Source organism: Waterburya sp., from assembly GCF_058530065.1.
Genome location: NZ_JBZNBU010000023.1, coordinates 1 through 19710, shown reverse-complemented (window position 1 = coordinate 19710; position 19710 = coordinate 1). Strand labels below are relative to the sequence as shown.

17 protein-coding genes are annotated in these 19710 nt (G+C 37.4%); 10 read left to right on the top strand and 7 right to left on the bottom strand.

The window, feature by feature from the left end; translation table 11 throughout:
* Positions 1-48 precede the first annotated feature (48 nt).
* The gene (locus tag AC33VI_RS01495; protein WP_491780502.1) at positions 49-2577 is read right to left on the bottom strand and encodes an EAL domain-containing protein; all 2529 of its coding nucleotides are present in this window, start codon (positions 2575-2577) and stop codon (positions 49-51) included.
* 210 nt (positions 2578-2787) lie between these two features.
* Here AC33VI_RS01495 and AC33VI_RS01490 point away from each other — a divergent pair, with 210 nt between their 5' ends.
* Positions 2788-3561, top strand: coding sequence for a DUF928 domain-containing protein (locus tag AC33VI_RS01490; protein WP_491780501.1), 774 nt, complete (start codon positions 2788-2790; stop codon positions 3559-3561).
* Between the two features lie 87 nt (positions 3562-3648).
* Here AC33VI_RS01490 and AC33VI_RS01485 read toward each other — a convergent pair whose 3' ends face one another.
* Entirely contained in the window at positions 3649-4389 is a 741-nt protein-coding gene (locus tag AC33VI_RS01485) for a WecB/TagA/CpsF family glycosyltransferase (protein ID WP_491780500.1), read from the bottom strand.
* Between the two features lie 47 nt (positions 4390-4436).
* Positions 4437-4763 (bottom strand): YbjQ family protein, encoded by a 327-nt coding sequence (locus tag AC33VI_RS01480; RefSeq protein WP_491780499.1) that lies wholly within the window; start codon positions 4761-4763, stop codon positions 4437-4439.
* 95 nt (positions 4764-4858) lie between these two features.
* On the opposite strand from AC33VI_RS01480, the gene AC33VI_RS01475 reads away from it, so the two are divergent.
* Both AC33VI_RS01475 and AC33VI_RS01470 read left to right on the top strand, forming a co-directional pair.
* Entirely contained in the window at positions 4859-5821 is a 963-nt protein-coding gene (locus tag AC33VI_RS01475) for an ADP-ribosylglycohydrolase family protein (protein ID WP_491780498.1), read from the top strand.
* A 275-nt stretch (positions 5822-6096) separates the two neighbouring features.
* Entirely contained in the window at positions 6097-8394 is a 2298-nt protein-coding gene (locus AC33VI_RS01470) for an HD family phosphohydrolase (RefSeq protein ID WP_491780497.1), read from the top strand.
* A gap of 39 nt (positions 8395-8433) precedes the next feature.
* Here the strand turns inward: AC33VI_RS01470 and hrcA are convergent, their stop codons facing one another.
* Both hrcA and AC33VI_RS01460 read right to left on the bottom strand, forming a co-directional pair.
* A complete protein-coding gene (hrcA, locus tag AC33VI_RS01465) occupies positions 8434-9516 on the bottom strand; it encodes a heat-inducible transcriptional repressor HrcA (protein WP_491780496.1) in 1083 nt (360 codons plus the stop codon).
* A gap of 91 nt (positions 9517-9607) precedes the next feature.
* Positions 9608-9958, bottom strand: coding sequence for a rhodanese-like domain-containing protein (locus AC33VI_RS01460; protein ID WP_491780495.1), 351 nt, complete (start codon positions 9956-9958; stop codon positions 9608-9610).
* A 155-nt stretch (positions 9959-10113) separates the two neighbouring features.
* Between AC33VI_RS01460 and AC33VI_RS01455 the strand changes: the two genes are divergently transcribed.
* The 6 genes from AC33VI_RS01455 to AC33VI_RS01430 all read left to right on the top strand — a co-directional run bounded on the left by AC33VI_RS01455 (position 10114) and on the right by AC33VI_RS01430 (position 16923).
* On the top strand, positions 10114-11229 hold the full coding sequence (locus tag AC33VI_RS01455) for a DUF3352 domain-containing protein (RefSeq protein WP_491780494.1): 1116 nt from the start codon (positions 10114-10116) through the stop codon (positions 11227-11229).
* A gap of 154 nt (positions 11230-11383) precedes the next feature.
* Positions 11384-12646, top strand: a complete 1263-nt coding sequence (locus AC33VI_RS01450; RefSeq protein WP_491780493.1) for a glycosyltransferase family 4 protein — start codon at positions 11384-11386, stop codon at positions 12644-12646.
* 34 nt (positions 12647-12680) lie between these two features.
* Positions 12681-13454: a glycosyltransferase gene (locus AC33VI_RS01445; RefSeq protein WP_491780492.1), complete on the top strand. Its 774-nt coding sequence runs from the start codon at positions 12681-12683 to the stop codon at positions 13452-13454.
* A gap of 40 nt (positions 13455-13494) precedes the next feature.
* Positions 13495-14253 carry a class I SAM-dependent methyltransferase gene (locus AC33VI_RS01440; RefSeq protein ID WP_491780491.1) on the top strand — a complete coding sequence of 253 codons (759 nt, stop codon included), beginning with the start codon at positions 13495-13497 and terminating at the stop codon, positions 14251-14253.
* Between the two features lie 41 nt (positions 14254-14294).
* Positions 14295-15329, top strand: coding sequence for a glycosyltransferase family 2 protein (locus AC33VI_RS01435; RefSeq protein WP_491780490.1), 1035 nt, complete (start codon positions 14295-14297; stop codon positions 15327-15329).
* Positions 15330-15702: 373 nt separating this feature from the next.
* Positions 15703-16923 carry an NAD-dependent epimerase/dehydratase family protein gene (locus tag AC33VI_RS01430; RefSeq protein WP_491780489.1) on the top strand — a complete coding sequence of 407 codons (1221 nt, stop codon included), beginning with the start codon at positions 15703-15705 and terminating at the stop codon, positions 16921-16923.
* A 130-nt stretch (positions 16924-17053) separates the two neighbouring features.
* On the opposite strand, the gene AC33VI_RS01425 is transcribed toward AC33VI_RS01430, so the two are convergent.
* Positions 17054-17803, bottom strand: coding sequence for a response regulator transcription factor (locus AC33VI_RS01425; protein WP_491780488.1), 750 nt, complete (start codon positions 17801-17803; stop codon positions 17054-17056).
* A gap of 414 nt (positions 17804-18217) precedes the next feature.
* On the opposite strand from AC33VI_RS01425, the gene AC33VI_RS01420 reads away from it, so the two are divergent.
* Positions 18218-19225: a DMT family transporter gene (locus tag AC33VI_RS01420; RefSeq protein WP_491780487.1), complete on the top strand. Its 1008-nt coding sequence runs from the start codon at positions 18218-18220 to the stop codon at positions 19223-19225.
* A 32-nt stretch (positions 19226-19257) separates the two neighbouring features.
* On the opposite strand, the gene AC33VI_RS01415 is transcribed toward AC33VI_RS01420, so the two are convergent.
* Entirely contained in the window at positions 19258-19449 is a 192-nt protein-coding gene (locus tag AC33VI_RS01415) for a hypothetical protein (RefSeq protein WP_491780486.1), read from the bottom strand.
* Between the last annotated feature and the right edge of the window lie 261 nt (positions 19450-19710).

Genomic DNA, 19710 nt, shown 5'->3' with positions numbered 1-19710 from the left:
GAAAAATCTCAATTAGTAAAAATCCATCAACAATCAATAATCAACAATTTACCACTGAGTCCGATTGACAAACAATTCTGTAATATCATCTTTTTTCATTGGTTTGGCAAAGAAATAACCTTGAGCGTATTCACAATTAAACCCTGCGAGAATTTGTCTTTCTGCTTCGGTTTCAATTCCTTCGGCAATTACATCCATACCCAGCTTGTGAGCTAAAATCACAATAGTATTGACAATTTCGATGTTTTTCTCGCCTTTACTCATATTAGTAATAAAAGAACGATCTATTTTCAGAGTATCGGTAGGAAAACGATGGAGATAGCTAAAAGAAGAAAAACCCGTGCCAAAATCGTCGAGACTAATTTTAATATTTAATTCTTTTAACTGATTGAGCAAAATAATGGTATCTTCTACACGATCCATCATCATGCTTTCAGTAATTTCCAATTTCAAATTGGCAGGATCTAATTCGGTAATAATGAGAGCTTCTTGAATTTGAGCTATGAGATCGGGTTGAGAAAATTGACGGCTCGAAAGATTGACACTCATCATCACATTTTCAGCTTCGGGAAATTCAATTTTCCATTCCTGCATCTGACGACAGGCGGTTTCCAAAATCCATTTACCCATTGGCACGATTAACCCCGTTTCTTCTGCTATGGGAATAAAATCCCCAGGGGAAATAAAACCGCGCGTCGGGGAAATCCAACGTACCAATGCCTCAAAACCGCTCAGTTTTCCCGTCGTGAAAGAAATAATTGGTTGATAATAAAGTTCAAATTCTTCTTTGGCGATCGCTTGGTTGAGATCGGCTTCAAGTTGCAAGCGTTTTAAGGCTTGTTCGTGCATTTTGGTAGCAAATATCTGATGCTGTTTTTTGCCAGATACCTTGGCTTTATACATTGCTGCGTGAGAAGCCTGTAACAATTCTTCGGGTTGTAAGTCTTCGTCAATGGGATTGAAAGCCAAACCAATGCTGGCGGAAGTGAAAATCTCTTGTTCGCTCAATTGAAAAGGAATTGCTAATTCTCGATTTAACTTATTGACCAGAATAATCGCTTCTTCAATATCTTCTGAAGTTTTAAAAGCGATCGCAAATTCATCCGCCCCTACCCTGGCTAAAATAGCTTTGGAATCGATATTTTCTTGCAACCGTCGAGCAGTAGTGATTAAAACCCGATCGCCTGCCTGATATCCCAATCCATCATTGATTAGTTTAAAACGGTCTAAATCCAAACACAAAATTGCAATATATCCTTGAGATTTGAAGATATTTCGCTGCTTAATTTCTTTTAGTTGCTTGGCAAACAAAGTACGATTGGGCAAACCAGTCAAAGAATCGTAAAAAAGATTGTATAAAGACTTGTAACCCACAACAATTACTGTAGTAGCAGTTAAAGCGATCGCCGCAGGAACAAACGGAATCCAGCCAGAAGCGGCAAAAGCTACCAAGCACATACCCCACAACCCGACAATAATCACAATTCCCACAATCGCCAAGAAGAAAGGATGTTTAATTCTCCAGGCGATCGCCACTCCCAAGATCGACCAACTCCAAATCCAGATTCCCTCTAACCATTCTGACCAAAACCAAATTAAGGGGGCATCGTCTAAAGTAATGTTTAAAATTTGACTGACCATTTGAGCGTGGGCTATTACCCCAGGCATAAAGGTTTGCGAACCCCTATAGGGAGTAGAGATTATATCTTTAATACTGGGCGCGCTAGTACCGATTAAAACAATTTTGTCGCGAATTAAATCAGGGTCAACTTCTCCTGCAAGTACTGCTCCCAAGGTTACGCTTTGGGCAATCTGAGGGGAACGATAATCGATTAAAATTTGTTTTCCTGCTGTTTCAGAAGGCTCTAATTGATAGCCACCAGAATTGGTATCGAGATCGGGAAAAATTTTGCTGCCAATTTGAATAAAATCATTTCCCTCGGAAAATTTTAGATCGTATTGCTCCAAATATTTGAGACTTAAACGAAGGGCAAAAGAATACATTTCTTCATCTTTTCCCTCACCAAATCGAACGTACATCAAATTACGACGCAATACATCATCTTCAATGTCTAGCACCACATCGTTAAACCCAATTTGTTCTCGACTTACCCCAGGAGGTGGGGCAACGCTATTCTTGCCATCACCAATTAATTGGATGCTGATGACATTAGATTTTTGTAATTCTTTTCTCAGATTTTCTGTACCTGGAGGATAGGGAACTTCTCGATAGAGATCGAAACCGATAACTTGGGGTTTGTGTTGTTGAAGATTGTTTAATAATTGAGCAATTGTATTATCTGCGATCGGCCAACTATTTTGTTCTTCAATATCTTTATCGGTAATTTCTACTACTAATAATCGAGGATCTATTTCATTTTGATTATGTAAATTCACCATCCAGTCATAGACCAGTAATTCTAATACTTGTAACCCTCCAAATTGCCGAAAACCTAAAATAGTTGTAGAGATAGTAATAGTTAATAAGACTAAAGGTAAAGTATAAGTACCGATCCAGGTTTTCGCTTTTTTGGCACTTAACAGTCTGGGAAATATTTTCTGACAACTATTATTCATTTGCTTGCAATTTAGTGGTAGTAATTTAGCAGATTTTATTTAAGTAAAAATACTAAATATATTCACAGATTAAATTGGTAAATATATCTAAAAAAGTCGCACAAATCTTCACATAGTATAGTTCCTAATCGTCAAAAATAGTGGACATTAAAAATAAAAATGTACTACAATAATTATTGTCTTTATTTTCTTAGTTTTTAGTTGAAAATAATGTTTAAAGTAAATTTTTTAAAATATAAATTTGTTAGTTTAATTAGTTTATTGGCAATTGTCAACGTAATTTTAACCAGCGTTGTAGCACCAGTAAGAGCAGAACAGACTAAGGTAGCAAACAATTATGCCGATTATGGTTTGCCCACTCATCGTCGCGATGGAGGAAGTAGAGGAGATCTGCAAAATAGTTGTGTAGCTAATGTTAATACCCATAATTTAGTTGCATTGATTCCTGAAAAAACCATAGGAATTAACGCTTCTACTTCGCCCAAACTATTCTTTTACGTGCCTAAAGTAAATAATCAAAAAACTTTAGAATTTGTACTGCGCAACCAACAAGATGAATTAATCTACGAAGCCTTCTTGACTACGGAAGGGGAAGGAGTCATGAGTGTAGATATTCCCGATAAAGTGCAAGCAAATTTCATCGAAAATGATGCCAACTATCACTGGTATCTTTCTATGATTTGTAATCCTCAACAGCGATCGCGAGATATTGTTGTAGAAGGTTGGATGCGTCAGTCAAAAATCGATACTATTGCCCAGCAAAAATTAGAACGAGTTAATTCTATTCAACAAGCCGAACTATATCATCAACAAGGTTTCTGGTATGATGCCCTTTCTGTTTTAGCCGATAATTATCAGTCTGAAGTGGAGCAACCTTTAGTTAGAGCTAAATGGTCGGAGTTATTAACCTCTATTGGTTTATCAGAAGTAGCTAGCGCGCCGTTTATTGATAGTAAAATTATTGAATCTTCTATTAAACAGTAATTAATCGTCTAAAAGATAACGATCGAGGCGGGAATGGTATTGTACTATTTTCGCTTTTTTTGTTTTTAATCTAACATATGAAACTAATTAAGCCCGCAAAGAACGCCAAAAGAATTTGGGTAGAGAAAGCATTCTGCGCCAACGCCAAGGTTCTTGATAGAGACGATAAGACCATTCTAAATTATTGTTTCTCAACCATTGAGGAGCGCGAGTTTTATTACCAGCCCAAATATCAAAACTCCCCCCAACTCCAATCCAAATAGAATTGGGACACAAATGTCGATTTTCTCTAATCCAAAGTTCTTGTCTGGGTACTCCTATGCCCACAAAAATAATTTGAGGTTGTTGTTTGGCTAAAGTTTTTTTCCAGGTAATTTCTTCTGCCGTAGAAATATATCCATCTTGACTTAAAATTTTGAGGTGGGGATATTTTAGCTGCCAATTATTCAGGGCGTTTTTGGCTGTTTCGGGAGTTCCACCAAAAAAGCAAAGAGTGCGATCGCAATTATGTTCTCCCGCAGCGACAATTAAAGATTCAGCTAATTCTATACCAGGACAACGTTGGTGTTTGACACCCCGCAAACGCATATGAATAATAATTCCCGCACCATCGGGAATAACTAGCTCTGCCTTTTGAATAGCTTGGCTGAGAGCGGGGTTACTTTCCGCCATCATGGTCATTTCTGCATTTAAGGTAACTACGTGAGTGCCAATCCCTTGATCCAATCTAGCTAATAACCAATTTTGATAGTCATCCAGAAGATGAACGTAAAGACTGAGAATGGGAAAAGTTGCAGGTGCGGCTAAATTACTTTCTTGAGTTGACATAAATATATTTTGGTCATTTTGCTGGATAATCAGGCAATAGAGTTTTCTTAGCCCAATTTCACGGCAGTTCCCGTAGCAGTAATTAAAAGTAATACTCCTCTATTATCCACACTTATCGTACCCGTATCGATTTCAATGCCAATTACTGCATCTGCATTGAGCTTACTCGCCCGTTGTTTGAGTTCTTCAATCGCTTTTTGCTGTCCTTTTTCAAATACTCTTTCGTAGCTCCCCGTGCGCCCCCCTAAAGTATCTCGAATGCTAGCAAAAAAATCTTTTAAAACATTTGTTCCATAAACTACCTCTGCTGTAACTATTCCCAGGTAGGCATCAATAGACTGATTTTGAATTGTATCGGTGGTAGTAACTAACATTTATGCAACATAATAGCTAAGAATCTCTATGTATCTTATCACTTACAAAAACTCCAATAAAACTGTAATTAAATTATTCAAATAGAGGACTTGTCATGAGTAATTATTCCACTTTCGATCGCTTTCAAGGAGCTTGGCTGGGGGGAATTATCGGCTCTGGTTGGGGAAGTTATTTCAAGAAAAAACCAGAAAATGCCAATTTTAGCGGTCAGTTCCCCTCTTGGATCGCCGAACGAGAGAGTATGGCTAGGTTTATTTTAGAAAATAGTCACCAAATGAAGCTTAAGTCTCACTTAAAATCTCTATTACTGTCAAATTCTCCCGAAAGGATACTTTCTCTCCTACTCCCTCTATTTTTATCCGAGCGACCTGATAAAAATATATATACAGAAATTATTGCTCAACATAAGTTTGAGTTAATTAATAAGACGGAAATACAAGAAGATATTCTAATATGGAGTTATCTCATTATCTTGGCTTTAACAAATCGGTTTAAATTTGAAGAGTCCCATATCGGTATGGCGTTCGAGCAAGTATTAAGTGGTGTGAAGCTTGAGACAACTTCTTGGGCTAAAAAATTAGAGCTAGTTAGTCAAGCCGAAAACAATAGTTCGACCCTACAACAATTAACCGAACAATTACATCAACCAGAAAATCTGGGAACAAAAACCCAGGCTAATGCTAGCTTGGCGATCGCTCTATCTTTATATTGTTTTGCTTCTACACCCAGAAATTTTATGCTTTCAATTAAACGTGCCAATCAAATAAATAGCCCTCTTTCCTCTGAGATTGCCATGCTCACTGGAACTATATCTGGGGCGTACAATGGTATGGGAGGAATTCCTCACAATTGGCTTTTTTTGGCTAGTCGCGCTCGTAGTTGGCGACAAATTCAAAATACGGCTAAAAAACTATTTACAACTTGGCTTGGTGTGTACAATCCGCAGGATAATGAAAATTATATCTGCGATCCAGATGTTGAAGCAATAGCTATTCCTAAGATAATTCAACCCCGTCAAAATTTGCAAATTATTTCCCAAAAATCAGATCTGAGTTAAATTGATTAACTGTATGTAGTAATTCTAAATTAATTAAGAAAGTAATTTAATTAGTTGTTTGTCATTAAGCAAAGTGTTTTTATAGCCTTTATTGGTCTTCACCTATGATGAAAAGCTGGCATTCACTTATACAGTATTTAGCGGGATGGCGAGAAAGGTATTTAGATCCCAGAGTTTTTTGGTGGCAAAAAAACTCAAATAAAGCTGTTAAGTTTGCAGCATATTCTCCCTTCAAAAGAAAACACCGAAAAAATAGATTGAGAAATCTCTTAATCATGCTGCTGTTTGCTGTTAGCACTTTGACTGGGGTGGTAGGCTATCGTTTCTACAATCAGCCTCAATTAACCGTAGGCAAAATTTCACCTCTCACTATTAAAGCTCCCTATTCAGAAAAATTTGAAGACAATAAAACTACTTTAGAAAGACGTAAAGAAATACAAACGGGAATTGTTCCCATACTCAAGCAAGATGAAAGTCTGACGGAGGAAATCAAACAAGAATTAATAGCATATCTTGATAGTGTTAGTGAATTAAGAAAATTAACCGAACCCTTTCCTTTTTTTAATCCAGAAGCAATTTCTTTATCGAGTCAGAAATATATTCGTTTTTGTCCAGAAGAAGAATTTAAAGCAGTGTTGGCTTCTGTGGCACAACATTTTCGCCAAAAGTCTGCTAATCCCAATGAAAATTTATCTTTAGAAACAAGACCCGATTTTAATGTCAAGCTACAGCAAGTAGCTTCAGAATTAAGAGCCTATCGAGAACAAACTTCCGAAACCGAATTTAATACTCTCATCGCTCAAATTACTTTGACTCGCTACCGCTATTCCCAAGCTTGGAAAAAATTAGCTCAGAAAAAAAATGTTCGTTTGGACGATAAAGAAATTATAATTCTTTTGGATTTAACTGAACAAGACTGGAAAACAACCGAAAGAACAATTTCTTTAGCTCTCGATCGCATTTTAACTCAAGGGATTCCTTTAGGAATGCCATCTAACCTCTTAGATCGAGCCGTTTCTGCTCAACTCAACCCCGACATACCCAAACACGCTGAGTTGTTGGCACATAATTTATTGCTAGAAATTCTCAAACCCAATTTAGAAGAAGATAAGAATGCTACCAGAAATATTGCTGAAAAAGCAGCAATGGCAATCAATACAGTAATTGTGGAAATCGAACAAGGAGAAGTAATTGTCGAACAAGGAGAAAGAATTACTCAAGCAGACTTTGTGTTACTCGATGGTTTCAAACTCAGTCAGAGGGGAGTTAATTGGAATGGTTTGAGAGAATGTGCGTTATTTGTTAGCTTGATTGTGGGTATATTTCTCGTCATTCAACGCCAAATATATACCTCGATTCGTAATCGCGATTATTTACTTCTTTGCTTGTTAAGCTTAAGCGCGCCTTTATTGAGCATCTTAAACTTTCCCCATACTAATTTGCCTGCTATTGGTTTGCTGGTAAGTAGTTTTTACACTCCAGGTTTGGCAGTCTGCCAGGTAATCTTAGTAGCTGGATTGATTGTATTTACCAATCAGACAATCGGATATTCTTATTTATTGGCGGGGTGTGCGGGAGGTTTAATTGCAGCTATTTTTGCTGGTAGGTTGCGATCTCGAGAGGAGATCGCCAGATTGGGAATTGCTGTAGGATTATCTCAAGCATCGGTCTACTTAATTAGCAATTTAATCGCTAGTGCTAGCCCCGAAACGATTTGGTCGGCTATTTTACCCGATGCAACGATTTGCGGGCTGTTTGGAGTTGCTTGGAGCGTGATAGCAATTGGGATCTCTCCCTATTTAGAAAGATTTTTTGACCTGGTTACTCCAATTCGCTTGGCAGAGTTATCCAATCCCAATTTACCCTTATTGAAAAGATTGGCCACCGAAGCTCCAGGAACATTTCAACATACAATGTTTGTTGCTTCTTTAGCAGAGGCTGCTGCTAGGGAATTAAACTGTAACGTTGAATTGATCAGGGCTGGAACTTTATATCATGACGTGGGCAAAATGCACGATCCTCTGGGTTTTATTGAAAACCAAATGGGAGGTCCCAACAAACACGATGAAATCGACGATCCTTGGTTGAGCGCGGAGATTATTAAGAAGCACGTCAGCGAAGGTTTGGCAATGGCAAAAAGATATGGTTTGCCCAAAGCAATCCGCGACTTTATTCCAGAGCATCAAGGAACTTTGTTAATTGCCTACTTTTATCATCAGGCAAAACAGAAAGCAGAAACCCAGGGAATCCCCGTATCAGAATCGGATTTTCGCTATGAAGGGCCAATTCCTCAATCTCGCGAGGCGGGAATCATGATGCTAGCAGATGGTTGCGAAGCAGCATTGCGCTCGCTCCGAGAAGCTACCCCCAAAAAAGCCTTATCTACAGTGCAAAAGATTTTTAAATCTCGCTGGCAAGATGGTCAATTACTCGACAGCGGACTTAGTTACGAAGAGTTGCCAATCGTAGCGGATGTGTTTGTTAGAGTTTGGCAGCAATTCAATCACAAACGAATTGCTTATCCTAAAGGAGCTTTGGATGCTAATTTCAATCGAAATAGAGCTAGCAGTTAAACATTTACTTATGTATTAGAAAAAACTAATAACTAATAACTAAATCAACCTCTTAAAAGGATTAGAAAGATAGTTAGCGGTATTTTCGACTAGAGCGATCGCATTTTCATAAAGCATCCGTTTGGGACCTAAAATACCAACGCTACCAACAGGAGTATTGTCTTGATAGTAATTAGCAGAAATTAAGGTACAGTTTTGCATTGGTTCGAGATGATTTTCTTCGCCAATGGTAATATTAACTCTTTTCCAAGACTCTTCTAATTCGGGGAAAGTATAAATAACTGGTAGTAATTCTTCTTGTTTTTCTTCTAACAAAGATAATAAAGTTTGTACTTGTTGGAGTTGAGAAAATTCAGGATGACGCAAAAATTCTGCCACTCCATGAATGAGAATGGGATTGGAATTATCGCTTTTTAAAGTCATTTTCAATTGCTCGAAGAGAGTTTGAAAAAAGTCAGTATACTTAGCAAAATTGCGGTCTAATTCCGACCAATCTAATTGGGCTATTTCCGTTAAACTTTTGCCCGTTAGTTGACTATTAAGAAAGTTAGATAATAGCTCTAATTCCCCTTCCAAATTCGATTCATTTTCGGTTTCAGTTTGTAAAGGAGATTGAATTAAAACAGATTGAGTTTGTAAAGAATCTGTGACGACAATTAACATCACGCGATCGCCTCCTACACTAACCAATTGAAGATGGTGTAAAGTGCAGTTAAGGTTTTGGGGAAAAGTAATTAAAGCAATATAACCGCTTAATGTTGCCAGAATTTTGGCTGTTTTTTGTAATAGTGCTTCAAAGTTTGCTCTAGCTAGTTGTAATTCTCGTTGTAGAGAATTTTGAATTTTTTGATGTATTTTACCGTTGGGGACAATTAGTTGGTCTACATAGATGCGATAGCCAGAATCAGAAGGGACTCTCCCCGCAGATACGTGGGGTTGATATAGCAATCCTGCTTCTTCCAAACGTCCCATGACATTGCGAATAGTAGCAGAACTAACATTAAAATCATATTCTCGTGCCAAAGTTTTAGAAGCTACTGGCTCTGCGGTAGCAATATAATGCTTGATAGTGGCTTTCAATATGTTTTGAGATCTTGCATTAAGATCGGATTGACGTACCATTAAATAATTATTTTATTAGTAATGTGTATTTAATAAAAATAGGAATGTTTTTGATTGAGTATAACCTTTAGTTTGAGAGTATAAAAGTACATTAGTAACGATTAATACGATTATCTACAAAACGGGAATAAGCATCGATTCCTCCCATCACATTTTGTACTTTACTAAACCCTCTCGTAGACAACCAATAACAAAGTTGAGCCGATCGCATTCCATGATGACACATAACTATAGTTTCTGCCTCTGGTTCGAGATCTATTAAGATTTTTTCCGACCAGAGATCGAATTCACTGAGGGGATATAAATCGAATGCGGGAATTTGAGCGATCTCATGTTCGCTTCTTTCCCGTACATCGATTAGCTGCAAGGATTGTGTATCTTCTGCCAGACGGCTGGCAAGCTCTCTAACATCAATTTCAGGAATTGAACTACTGTAGGACATTGTGATTATGATTGATTAAAAAAATTTGCTATGTCTTGATTTTCCCTTACTTCGATCGCGATCTATTGTTAATTTTTTTACCGATCTGCTAAATCGATCCCCTGGCTGGCAGCTAAAATCGCTAGTACGATTGCTAGTTTAAAATTCCTATTTTAATGAAATTTCGTTCTTTTTTCTGGATTCTTGTCGTCGGCTCGATCGGTGTTTTTTTGCTCGGGTTGCTGGGTATGGGTTGGCTGACCAGTAAAAGTTCTCTGGCTCTTTTAAGGGGGGGCGTTAATCGATTTCCCACAGGGACGGTATTTGTTCCCAAACAAGCTCCTGCAATGATTTCTTTGTTGAGTAATCCCGAAAAGATCTATGGTTTGCGCCAGGCTAGTGTACCTTTAAATAAACGTCAGAGCGATCGCGCAGAATGGCAAACCTGGGAAAAGAATTTAACTGCCAAAATAGGATTTAATTATCAAAGAGACTTGAAACCCTGGTTGGGAGATGAAATTACTTTTGCTATTACTAGTTTGGACTGCGATCGCAATCCCCGAAATGGAGCGCAACCAGGCTATATTTTAGCTGCTGCAACAAAAAATACTAATTTAGCCCAAAAATCTCTAGCTAATATTTATCAAGAGCAAAATAAGATCGATTTGGAGTCTTATAAAGGGGCAAATATTATTTCCTCCCAGAAACCCAATGCTTTATGGAGTAGTGCTGTCGTGGGAGATTTTGTTCTTTTTGCCAATCAACCACAAATTATTAAAACAGCAATTAATCAAGCTCAAGCAATCAATCTCAGTCTGAAGCAATCTCTGTCTTATCAAACAGTTTTAAAGAATTTGCCTCAACCTTATATTGCCCTGGGCTATGGAGATGTTGTTGCCTTATCGGCTTGGTTAAATAAGACGACAGAATTAAAATCATTAGTAAACCAACCAACTTTGGGAGCAGCTTTATCAATTGAAGGAACGAATTTAGCTGCCCAAACTATCTTAATCAAAGATAATAATCTGACAGATAATAAACTTAAAAATAAAACTTTTTTAGACAATAGAGAATTACAACAAATTTTTGCTTCTCTTCCTTTTAATAATCGTGATTTGGCTTATATCGATCTGCAAAATGGCAAGTCTTTGCTAGAAGATCGCATTCCTCTTTATAAAGTAACCAAACTAGCCATTAAATCCTTAATTCCTCATCTTAAAGCGATCGCAATTAAAAAAATAGATCCGCAAGATAATCTAAATCGTCTTAAAGTTAACTTGGAATTGGATTAATTATATAGCAGTCCTAAATCAATTGTGAAAAAAGAGAGTCGGTTTGAGTACGAAGGGGATAATAGATCTAGCTTGAAAATAGAGCGATCACAGCTTGTCAGCAATAACCAATTACTATTAACTGTTAATTGTTAACTAGTTATCTCCGATTGATTTGAAAATTCTAATTCTTAGCGTTGGTGATGTGTCTGGTGGAGCTTCTCGTGCGGCTTATAGATTACATCGAGGCTTGTTGGCTGCGGGGGCAGACTCCCAGATGCTAGTTCAAGTCAGACAAACAGGCGATCGCACTATTATCGCTCCCACTAGTAAGATAGACAGAGGTATTGCGGCAATTAAACCAGCTTTAGACCAAATACCTTTTTTATTACATCGCGATCGCGATCCGACGATTAATATTTACTCTTCTCAATGGTTGCCCAACAAAATCCTCAAGAAAATTGAAGCCATTAATCCCGACATAATTAATCTTCACTGGATCTGCGGGGGGTTTTTGCCCATAGAGGATATAGGTAAGTTAAACAAGCCTTTAGTATGGACATTCCATGATATGTGGGCATTTACGGGAGGCTGCCACTACAGCGGAGAATGCGATCGCTATCAGCAATCCTGTGGCAGTTGTCCCCAACTGGGAAGCAGTCGTGACTGGGATTTATCTCGTTGGATCTGGCAACGCAAAGCAAAAGCATGGCAAGATTTGAACTTAACTATTGTTACTCCCAGTCATTGGCTAGCTGACAGGGCTAAATCTAGCTCGTTATTTAAAAATGTTCCGATTGAAGTTATTGGTAACGGTATCGATCCGCAAATTTATCAGCCCCATCCCCCAGAAATCGCTCGTAAAATTCTCAATTTGCCCCAGAATAAAAAAATTGTTTTATTTGGAGCGTTAGATAGCACTCAAGATAAACGCAAAGGCTTTTCTTTATTGTTTGCTGCCTTGAAAAAACTCCAAAGCTTAGAATCCCCTCAAGATCTAGAATTAATAGTCTTTGGCGCATCTACTCCGCCTAACCCCCCCGATTTTGGTTTTAAAACGCGCTACATCGGCAAACTAAACGACGATGTTTCCCTGTCTCTACTGTATGCCGCCGCAGATGTTTTTGTTGCCCCTTCTATCCAAGACAACTTGCCCAACACTATTTTAGAAGCAATGTTTTGCGCTACTCCTTGTGCTGCTTTTGCAATTGGTGGCATACCCGATTTAATAGACAGTCAAGAAAATGGGTATTTAGCTCGACCATTTTTACCAGAAGATTTAGCAGCAGGAATTCATTGGATCTTAAAACATAGCAATAGATATCAAAAGCTGGCAACCAAAAGTAGAGATAAGGCAATAACTTATTTTGCTTTAAATCGACAAAGCCAGAAATACTTGCGAGTTTTTCATAGTTTATATAGTAAGCTGTCACTATAAATAATCCATAATTTAATATAGATAGCAATGAAGAATGTCCAAAACAATATCCATAGATATAGTAACTATTACTAGTAAGATAGATGTTGCTTTGTTTGCGACTTTAAATAATGTTAGCCAGCAGTCATACCAAGCTATAAATCATATTGTTATTTATCGTCAGGCTTCACCCAGAGAAATAGCCCAACTCAGCAATTTTAGCCACCAAAAAAATTTGTTATTTTACCCCCAAAAAGGGAAAGGAATCGCTTCTGCTTTTAATAATGGCATCGATCGCAGTACTGGAGATTTAATTCTTTTTTTGAATGGGGGAGATACTTTAGTCAAGGAAAATGTAATCGATCGCGTTGTCGAATCTTACGAGCAATATCAGTGGTTATGGGCAACAGGAGAAACAATTTCTGTCAGCAAAAATAGACATTTAAAAAATCATCGTCCCCAACACCAAACTTGGGATAGTAGCTTGTTTCTTTATGGAAATCCTGTCTGTCACCAATCTACATTTTATTCTCGCGATTTGATTGCTAAAGTTGGCAGCTATAACGAAGCTTTAGCAGTAGAGATGGATTATGAATACAATATCAGAGCTAATCTAGTTTCTAGTCCAACTCTATTGTATTTTCCCATTGCCTATTATGATACGACTGGAGTTTCTTCGGTGAGAGTTTTTCAGCAATTTAGCTATCACCGACAAATTCGCGATCGCTTTTTTTCTTTGTCCCAATTAAAGCGTATAAAAGTAGATACTTACTGCTTTCTCAAATCAATTTTAAGATTGGCAATGATACCAGCCAAACTTTGGTTATAAATAACAATTATTGAAGCAAATATTGAAGTAAAAGAAGATTATGACCCTGGATGGCAGAATAGAGCGAGAGCAAAAGTTTCATGATGCAAGTTATAGCGAGAATCGCAGAGGCAAACAAGTTGGCAAATTTTACAGCATCGCGGGTTCTATTTTTCGAGCCTATCGCAACGTGATTTTAGCATCCAGTCGCGGTAAGCGAGCGGTTGAATATGGTTGCGGTACGGGGAGTTTTGCTTTTTTGCTAGCAGAAAATGGCGCAGAATTGGTGACGGGTATTGATATTTCTTCCGTAGCAATCGAAACAGCACGGCAAACGGCTAAAGAGCGGAATTTGCAAGAGCGGATTGATTTTCAAATAATGAATGCCGAACAGCTTGAATTTGCTGAAAGTTCTTACGATCTTATTTGTGGTTCTGGTATTCTCCATCATTTAGATTTAGAACGAGCCATCAATTCCATTGTCAGAACCCTCAAACCAGAAGGCAAAGCGATTTTTATCGAACCTTTGGGTCATAATTTGGCGATCGAGCTATATCGCCATCGTACTCCCAATCTTCGTTCTGAAGACGAGCATCCCCTTTTAGCCCAGGATCTCAAAGCTATTTCCAATCGATTTGGACAATCTAAGATCCGCTATTTTTATTTAACTTCTCTGGCAGCAATTTTTTTAGCTAACAAGCCTGGATTCAAATTCACTCTTAATTGTTGTCAGTGGCTTGATGGGATTTTATTGAGATTGCCAATAATTAAATATCAAGCCTGGATGGTCTTAATCGAACTAAAACAGCCTATAAAATAAGCAGTAACTATTGTAGTATGAGTGTGAGTTTAAAGCCTTCGGTGTCGATTATAATACCGACTTATAATGAAGAAGACAATATTGAAGCTGTAATAGGTGGTTTTTTAGCTTCTGAATATCCCAATATTTTAGAAATATTAGTTGTAGATGGCAATAGCACCGATAACACGAGGGCTAAGGTAGCAGAATTATCTAATCTATATTCAAAAGTCAAATTGCTACACAATCCTCGCACAATTCAGTCAACAGCATTAAATATTGGCTTAAAAGCTTGTCGAGGAGATATTTTTTTGCGTGCTGATGCTCACTGTCAATATGCTCCTGATTATGTGGACAAATGTATTAATACTTTGTTAACAACTAAGGCGATTAATGTCGGTGGGGCGCAACGTTTTGTCGCCCAAGAAAAGTTTCAAGCGGGAGTTGCCTTAGCTGCTAATAGTATTTTGGGTAATGGAGGAGCGAAATATCGCAATCCTCATTATAACGGCTATGTAGATACAGTTTTTTTAGGTTGTATGTGGTCGGACAATTTATTAAAACTTCGCGGTTATTCCAATCAAATTACTAATGAAGATGCCGAACTAAATCAAAGATTATTAGAACAATATTCCCACGCAATTTATGTAAGTTCGGATATTAAAGTTTGGTATTATCCCAGAAAAGACTGGAAATCTTTGTGGATTCAGTATTTTAAATACGGTCGAGGTAGATTCTTAACTACTATTAAGCATAAGGAAGATTTTCAGTTGAGAGGCAAGCTACCTTTTATCTTTATTTGTTGTGCGATCTCTTGGACAATTTTAGATTTGTTATTACTCAATCTAAATTTGCATACTAAAGAAATTTTTATTTTAGGAATAATAGCTGTTTTTGCCGAAAGTTTGCGAGTAAATCTGAAGTTAAATGGCAGTTTTGCCAAAGAAGTGTGGCGGGGGAACGGTAAGTCTCCTCCTTCTTTTCTCAATCGTTGGCTAATGTGTGGAATAGTAATAATGACTTTGCCTGTGGCTCATTTTTCGGGCTATGCTTATCAGCTTTTTCGACACAAATTTTTTAAAATTACTGATTGGTAAGGGATCTGGCAAAATTAGAGCCGTTCTAATTAATTTCTGCACTATCTTTTTGAATTAAAGTTTTTAACTATCGTTTTATAGTTAAAAATGAAGTTTAAGTATACCAAATCACAATTCAAACTCAGAAATATTAGCTAATTGAAGCAGACAATTTTCCAGGAAAATAAATTAACAAAACCTAAAGATAATGGGGATTTAAAGCCAAATTAGCGATCGCTCTCACCATCAAAGCTCAATACCAAATTTTAGATGTCAAGCCATAAAAACGAAAATAAGGGCATAAAGTTTGGTTAAATAATTGAAGTTGCTATTTTGACGATTCGTTTATAAACAGAGTCGTTTAATTATTGAATTTTATAGTTGGGAGTAAAATATGAAAGTTATCATTCTTGGGGGAGACGGTTTTTGTGGCTGGCCTACCTCATTACACTTATCGAATCTCGACCATGAAGTAGTTATTGTCGATAATCTATCTAGACGCAACATAGACAATGAATTAGAAGTTAGTTCTCTAACTCCTATTGCTCCTATTGGACAAAGATTAAGTACTTGGAAAGAAGTCTCAGGTAAAGAAATTAAATTTCACAATATAGATATAGCTGAAGAATACGATCGCTTGTTAAATCTGATTTTGGCAGAAAAACCCGATGCGATCGTTCACTTTGCCGAACAGCGTGCTGCCCCCTATTCGATGAAGTCTTCTAAGCACAAACGTTATACAGTTAATAATAACCTCAACGCAACGAATAACTTACTCTGTGCCATTGTTGAATCTGGTTTGGATATTCATCTAGTACATTTAGGTACTATGGGTGTTTATGGCTATGGTACTGCGGGCATGAAAATTCCCGAAGGCTATCTAGATGTAGAAGTCGTTACCGATAGCGGCGATCGCATTCAGCAAGAAATTTTGTATCCTGCTAACCCTGGTAGTGTTTATCACATGACCAAAACTCAGGATCAGCTATTTTTCTATTACTACAACAAAAACGATGAAATCCGCGTTACCGACTTGCACCAAGGTATTGTTTGGGGAACTAATACCCCCGAAACTTTGATGCACCCCAAATTAGTCAATCGCTTCGATTATGATGGTGACTACGGTACGGTATTAAATCGATTCTTAATGCAGGCTGCCATTGGCTATCCTCTTACGGTTCACGGTACTGGCGGGCAAACTAGAGCTTTTATTCACATCAAGGATACAGTTCGTTGCGTGCAACTAGCAGTGGAAAATCCCCCTGCTAAAGGCGATCGAGTCAGAATTTTAAATCAAATGACCGAAACCCATCGCGTCAAGGATTTGGCTAAAATGGTCGCAGATATGACTGGGGGAGAAATTGCCTACCTGAAAAATCCCCGCAACGAAGCTCCAGAAAACGAATTATTCGTCAAAAATCAACGCTTCTTGGATTTAGGATTAGAACCGACTACTCTCAGTCAAGGATTGCTTCAAGAGGTAACCGAAGTAGCGAAAAAATATGCAGATCGTTGCGATCAGAGTAAAATTCCTTGCACCTCTTTATGGATTCAAAAGAAAGAAGCAGCGGCAGAGAGCAATGGAGTAAAGTCTCCTGAAACTGCTTCTGTATAGAGCTTAAATTAACCAACCGCGTCTAGTTTTGATCGATGGATAATGAACAATTGTTAGTTATCAATGATTAATTTGATAGATGCGGTTAATTTTTTAGTTCAGATAAAACTTTTTTGAAGATTCCCGTTAATCACTCAACGCGCAAAACATAACCCACGCCTCTAATAGTATGAATTAAACGTTTTTCCCCTTCTGCTTCTAGCTTCATTCGTAGATAGCGAATATAAACTTCAATAATATTGGAATCTCCCGTAAAATCTACTCCCCAAATAGTTTCTAATATTTGAACGCGAGTTAATACCTGAAGGGGATGCTGCATAAAATATTTCAAGAGATTGAACTCTTTCGCCGTAAAAATAATTAAACGTTTGTGGCGATAAACTTGCCTGGAGAGGGTATTGAGAGCTAGATCGGAAAAAACCAATATAGAAGATTTGGGCTGTTTATTTTGACGCAAACGAGCTTTAACAATCGCAATAAACTCAGCGATCGCAAAAGGTTTAGAAATACAGTAATCTGCTCCTGCATTTAACAGTTCGATTCTTTTAGTGACGCTTCGTTCTTCAGTAAAAGCAACTATTGGCACATAATTATTAGTCGAACGCAAACAATAATAGATATTAAGGTTTTGAAAAGAATAATAAGTCCAATCTATAATAATTAAATCTGGTTCTTTTTGATGAATGGCGATCGCAGCAGATATACCATCATAAAATACTTCTACTTCATATCCTTGGCATCTTAATCTAATAGTAATTAATTCAGTTAGTTTTTCTTCTTTAGCAATAATCAAAATGCGATCGGCTGTAACTGTGGAGATATCTTGAGAGCGGGTTTTATTTTTAGTTATTTTTGGTATTACTGTAGGGAAATCGTACATAACTAATAAATTCTAGATAAATTAATCTGAGCCAATCTCATGAATATCGATCGGCGATTAGGACAACAATTAAAGCGATCGCTCGTGTCTCTAGATTAAATATATGAAAATAGGCTGAGATTTTCTTGGTGATTATTGCTAAAAATAAGCCTTTTTTGTTAATTTTTTATGACGTTCTGCACGTTGGTAAATAGTGTTTTCTGAGTCGTCATCCCTAGATATCTCTGCGAGTCCGTGCCTAGGTTCATTTAGACTGTTATTCTAATTTAGACTACAAAAATCATCAGAAAACAATTTAGCTATTTTCAATTAGCTGAAATCAAAAACTAATATGTAAAAATTTCTAGTGAATTTTGATGATTGTATCGATTATTGCAAAGATACTGTGTCAATGAACAGTGAAGAGGCTAGTTGATGTTAAATAGAATATCTGGGCGCGGTTATCTGCTAATAGCAATCTTGATATTTGCTGCTTCCAATTCCGTAACCAGAAAGCTTACAGAGTTGGGTGCAAACAATTTAATTGATGGGCGAAACCCCATTTCTTTTTGTAATGTTTTGTTTGTCGGTAATATTTGTGCTTTATTGGCTTTAATAGTTATTTACGGTAGAGAATGGAACTCTAGTTCTCTGGGGCGGCTTTCTGCTCTAGATTGGCTCAGTATGGTTTTAGTAGCTGCTCTTTCAGGGGCATTAGCACCAGCTATGTTTTTCTTTGCCTTAGAACAGACAGCAGTTAATAATGTAGTTTTGATAGGTAGAATTGAGCCTCCCATAAGTCTTGCTCTATCAGTGCTAATTCTCAAAGCCAGAGTTAACAATCAAATTATTATTGGGGCGGTATTAGCTTTTGTTGGGGTAATGCTTACCATTTTGTTACAACCTGTCGATAGTAACTCTAGTGCAATGGCGGGTTTTTCTGTTGGTCGAGGAGAATTAATGACTGCAATAGGAGCGATCGCTTTAGCTTTGTCCGATTTGATTACTAAAATTAAGTTAAATAACATTCCTCTAGGAATATTTACTATTTTTCGTACTGCTGTGGGAACGTTGATTTTCTTCTCTTTGACAATTAAATTTTATGGTGTCGGTCATTTCATGGATGTTTTTGCACCACTACTTTGGCAATGGATGTTAATTTATGGAGCGATAATTGTAGTGGGAGGACAATTAGCCTGGTTCAAGGGTTTGAAAACTACCGAAGCTGCGGATGTATCCCTAGCAAGTTCTATTAGTCCGATCGCGGGGATTCTTTTTGCTTTGCTTATTTTAGGAGAAGTTCCTACCCTAGCCCATTATATTGGGGGAAGCGTCATTATTTTGGGTATTATTCTCAATCAAATCGGTGCGCTGCGTCAAAGCGATCGCGATAAGCCTCTAGAAAAAGAAATGGACGAAAAGGTGGGTTTTAAAGGAATTTAATTTTGCTAATGGTTATTTTTTGGTTAATCAGATTACTTTAGTTTAGGTGAAACTAATAATATAACGAGTAGAGCTAATTTGATATAAATAGGAGCAAAAAATAAACTGAGAAACAAACCGAGACAGGCAACTAAACCAGCGAAGACAGCTTCAATTTCTTCATTGACGGTCATTTTGATATATCCTGCGATGGTAGTTAGAGTCAAGGTAATTAGTAAAGCCATTGTCGAGGGATCTCCTTAATTGTTGGGACATGAATAAGATACGTTAGAGCCTAGTGTGATATGCACTTATATGAAATCCCCAAAAAAATACTACAAATTAGAAATAGGGAATAGGGAATAATACCATTTCTCCTTGAAGTTGCACTTAATATTGTTGGGATTTTGTTTCTCGCAAAGCCGTTTACCCCGAGCCAAACGGGGCAAGCCCAGCTTCGTGTTCTGGGCAGAGACGCAAAGGTACAAAAGAAGAATTTTTTATTT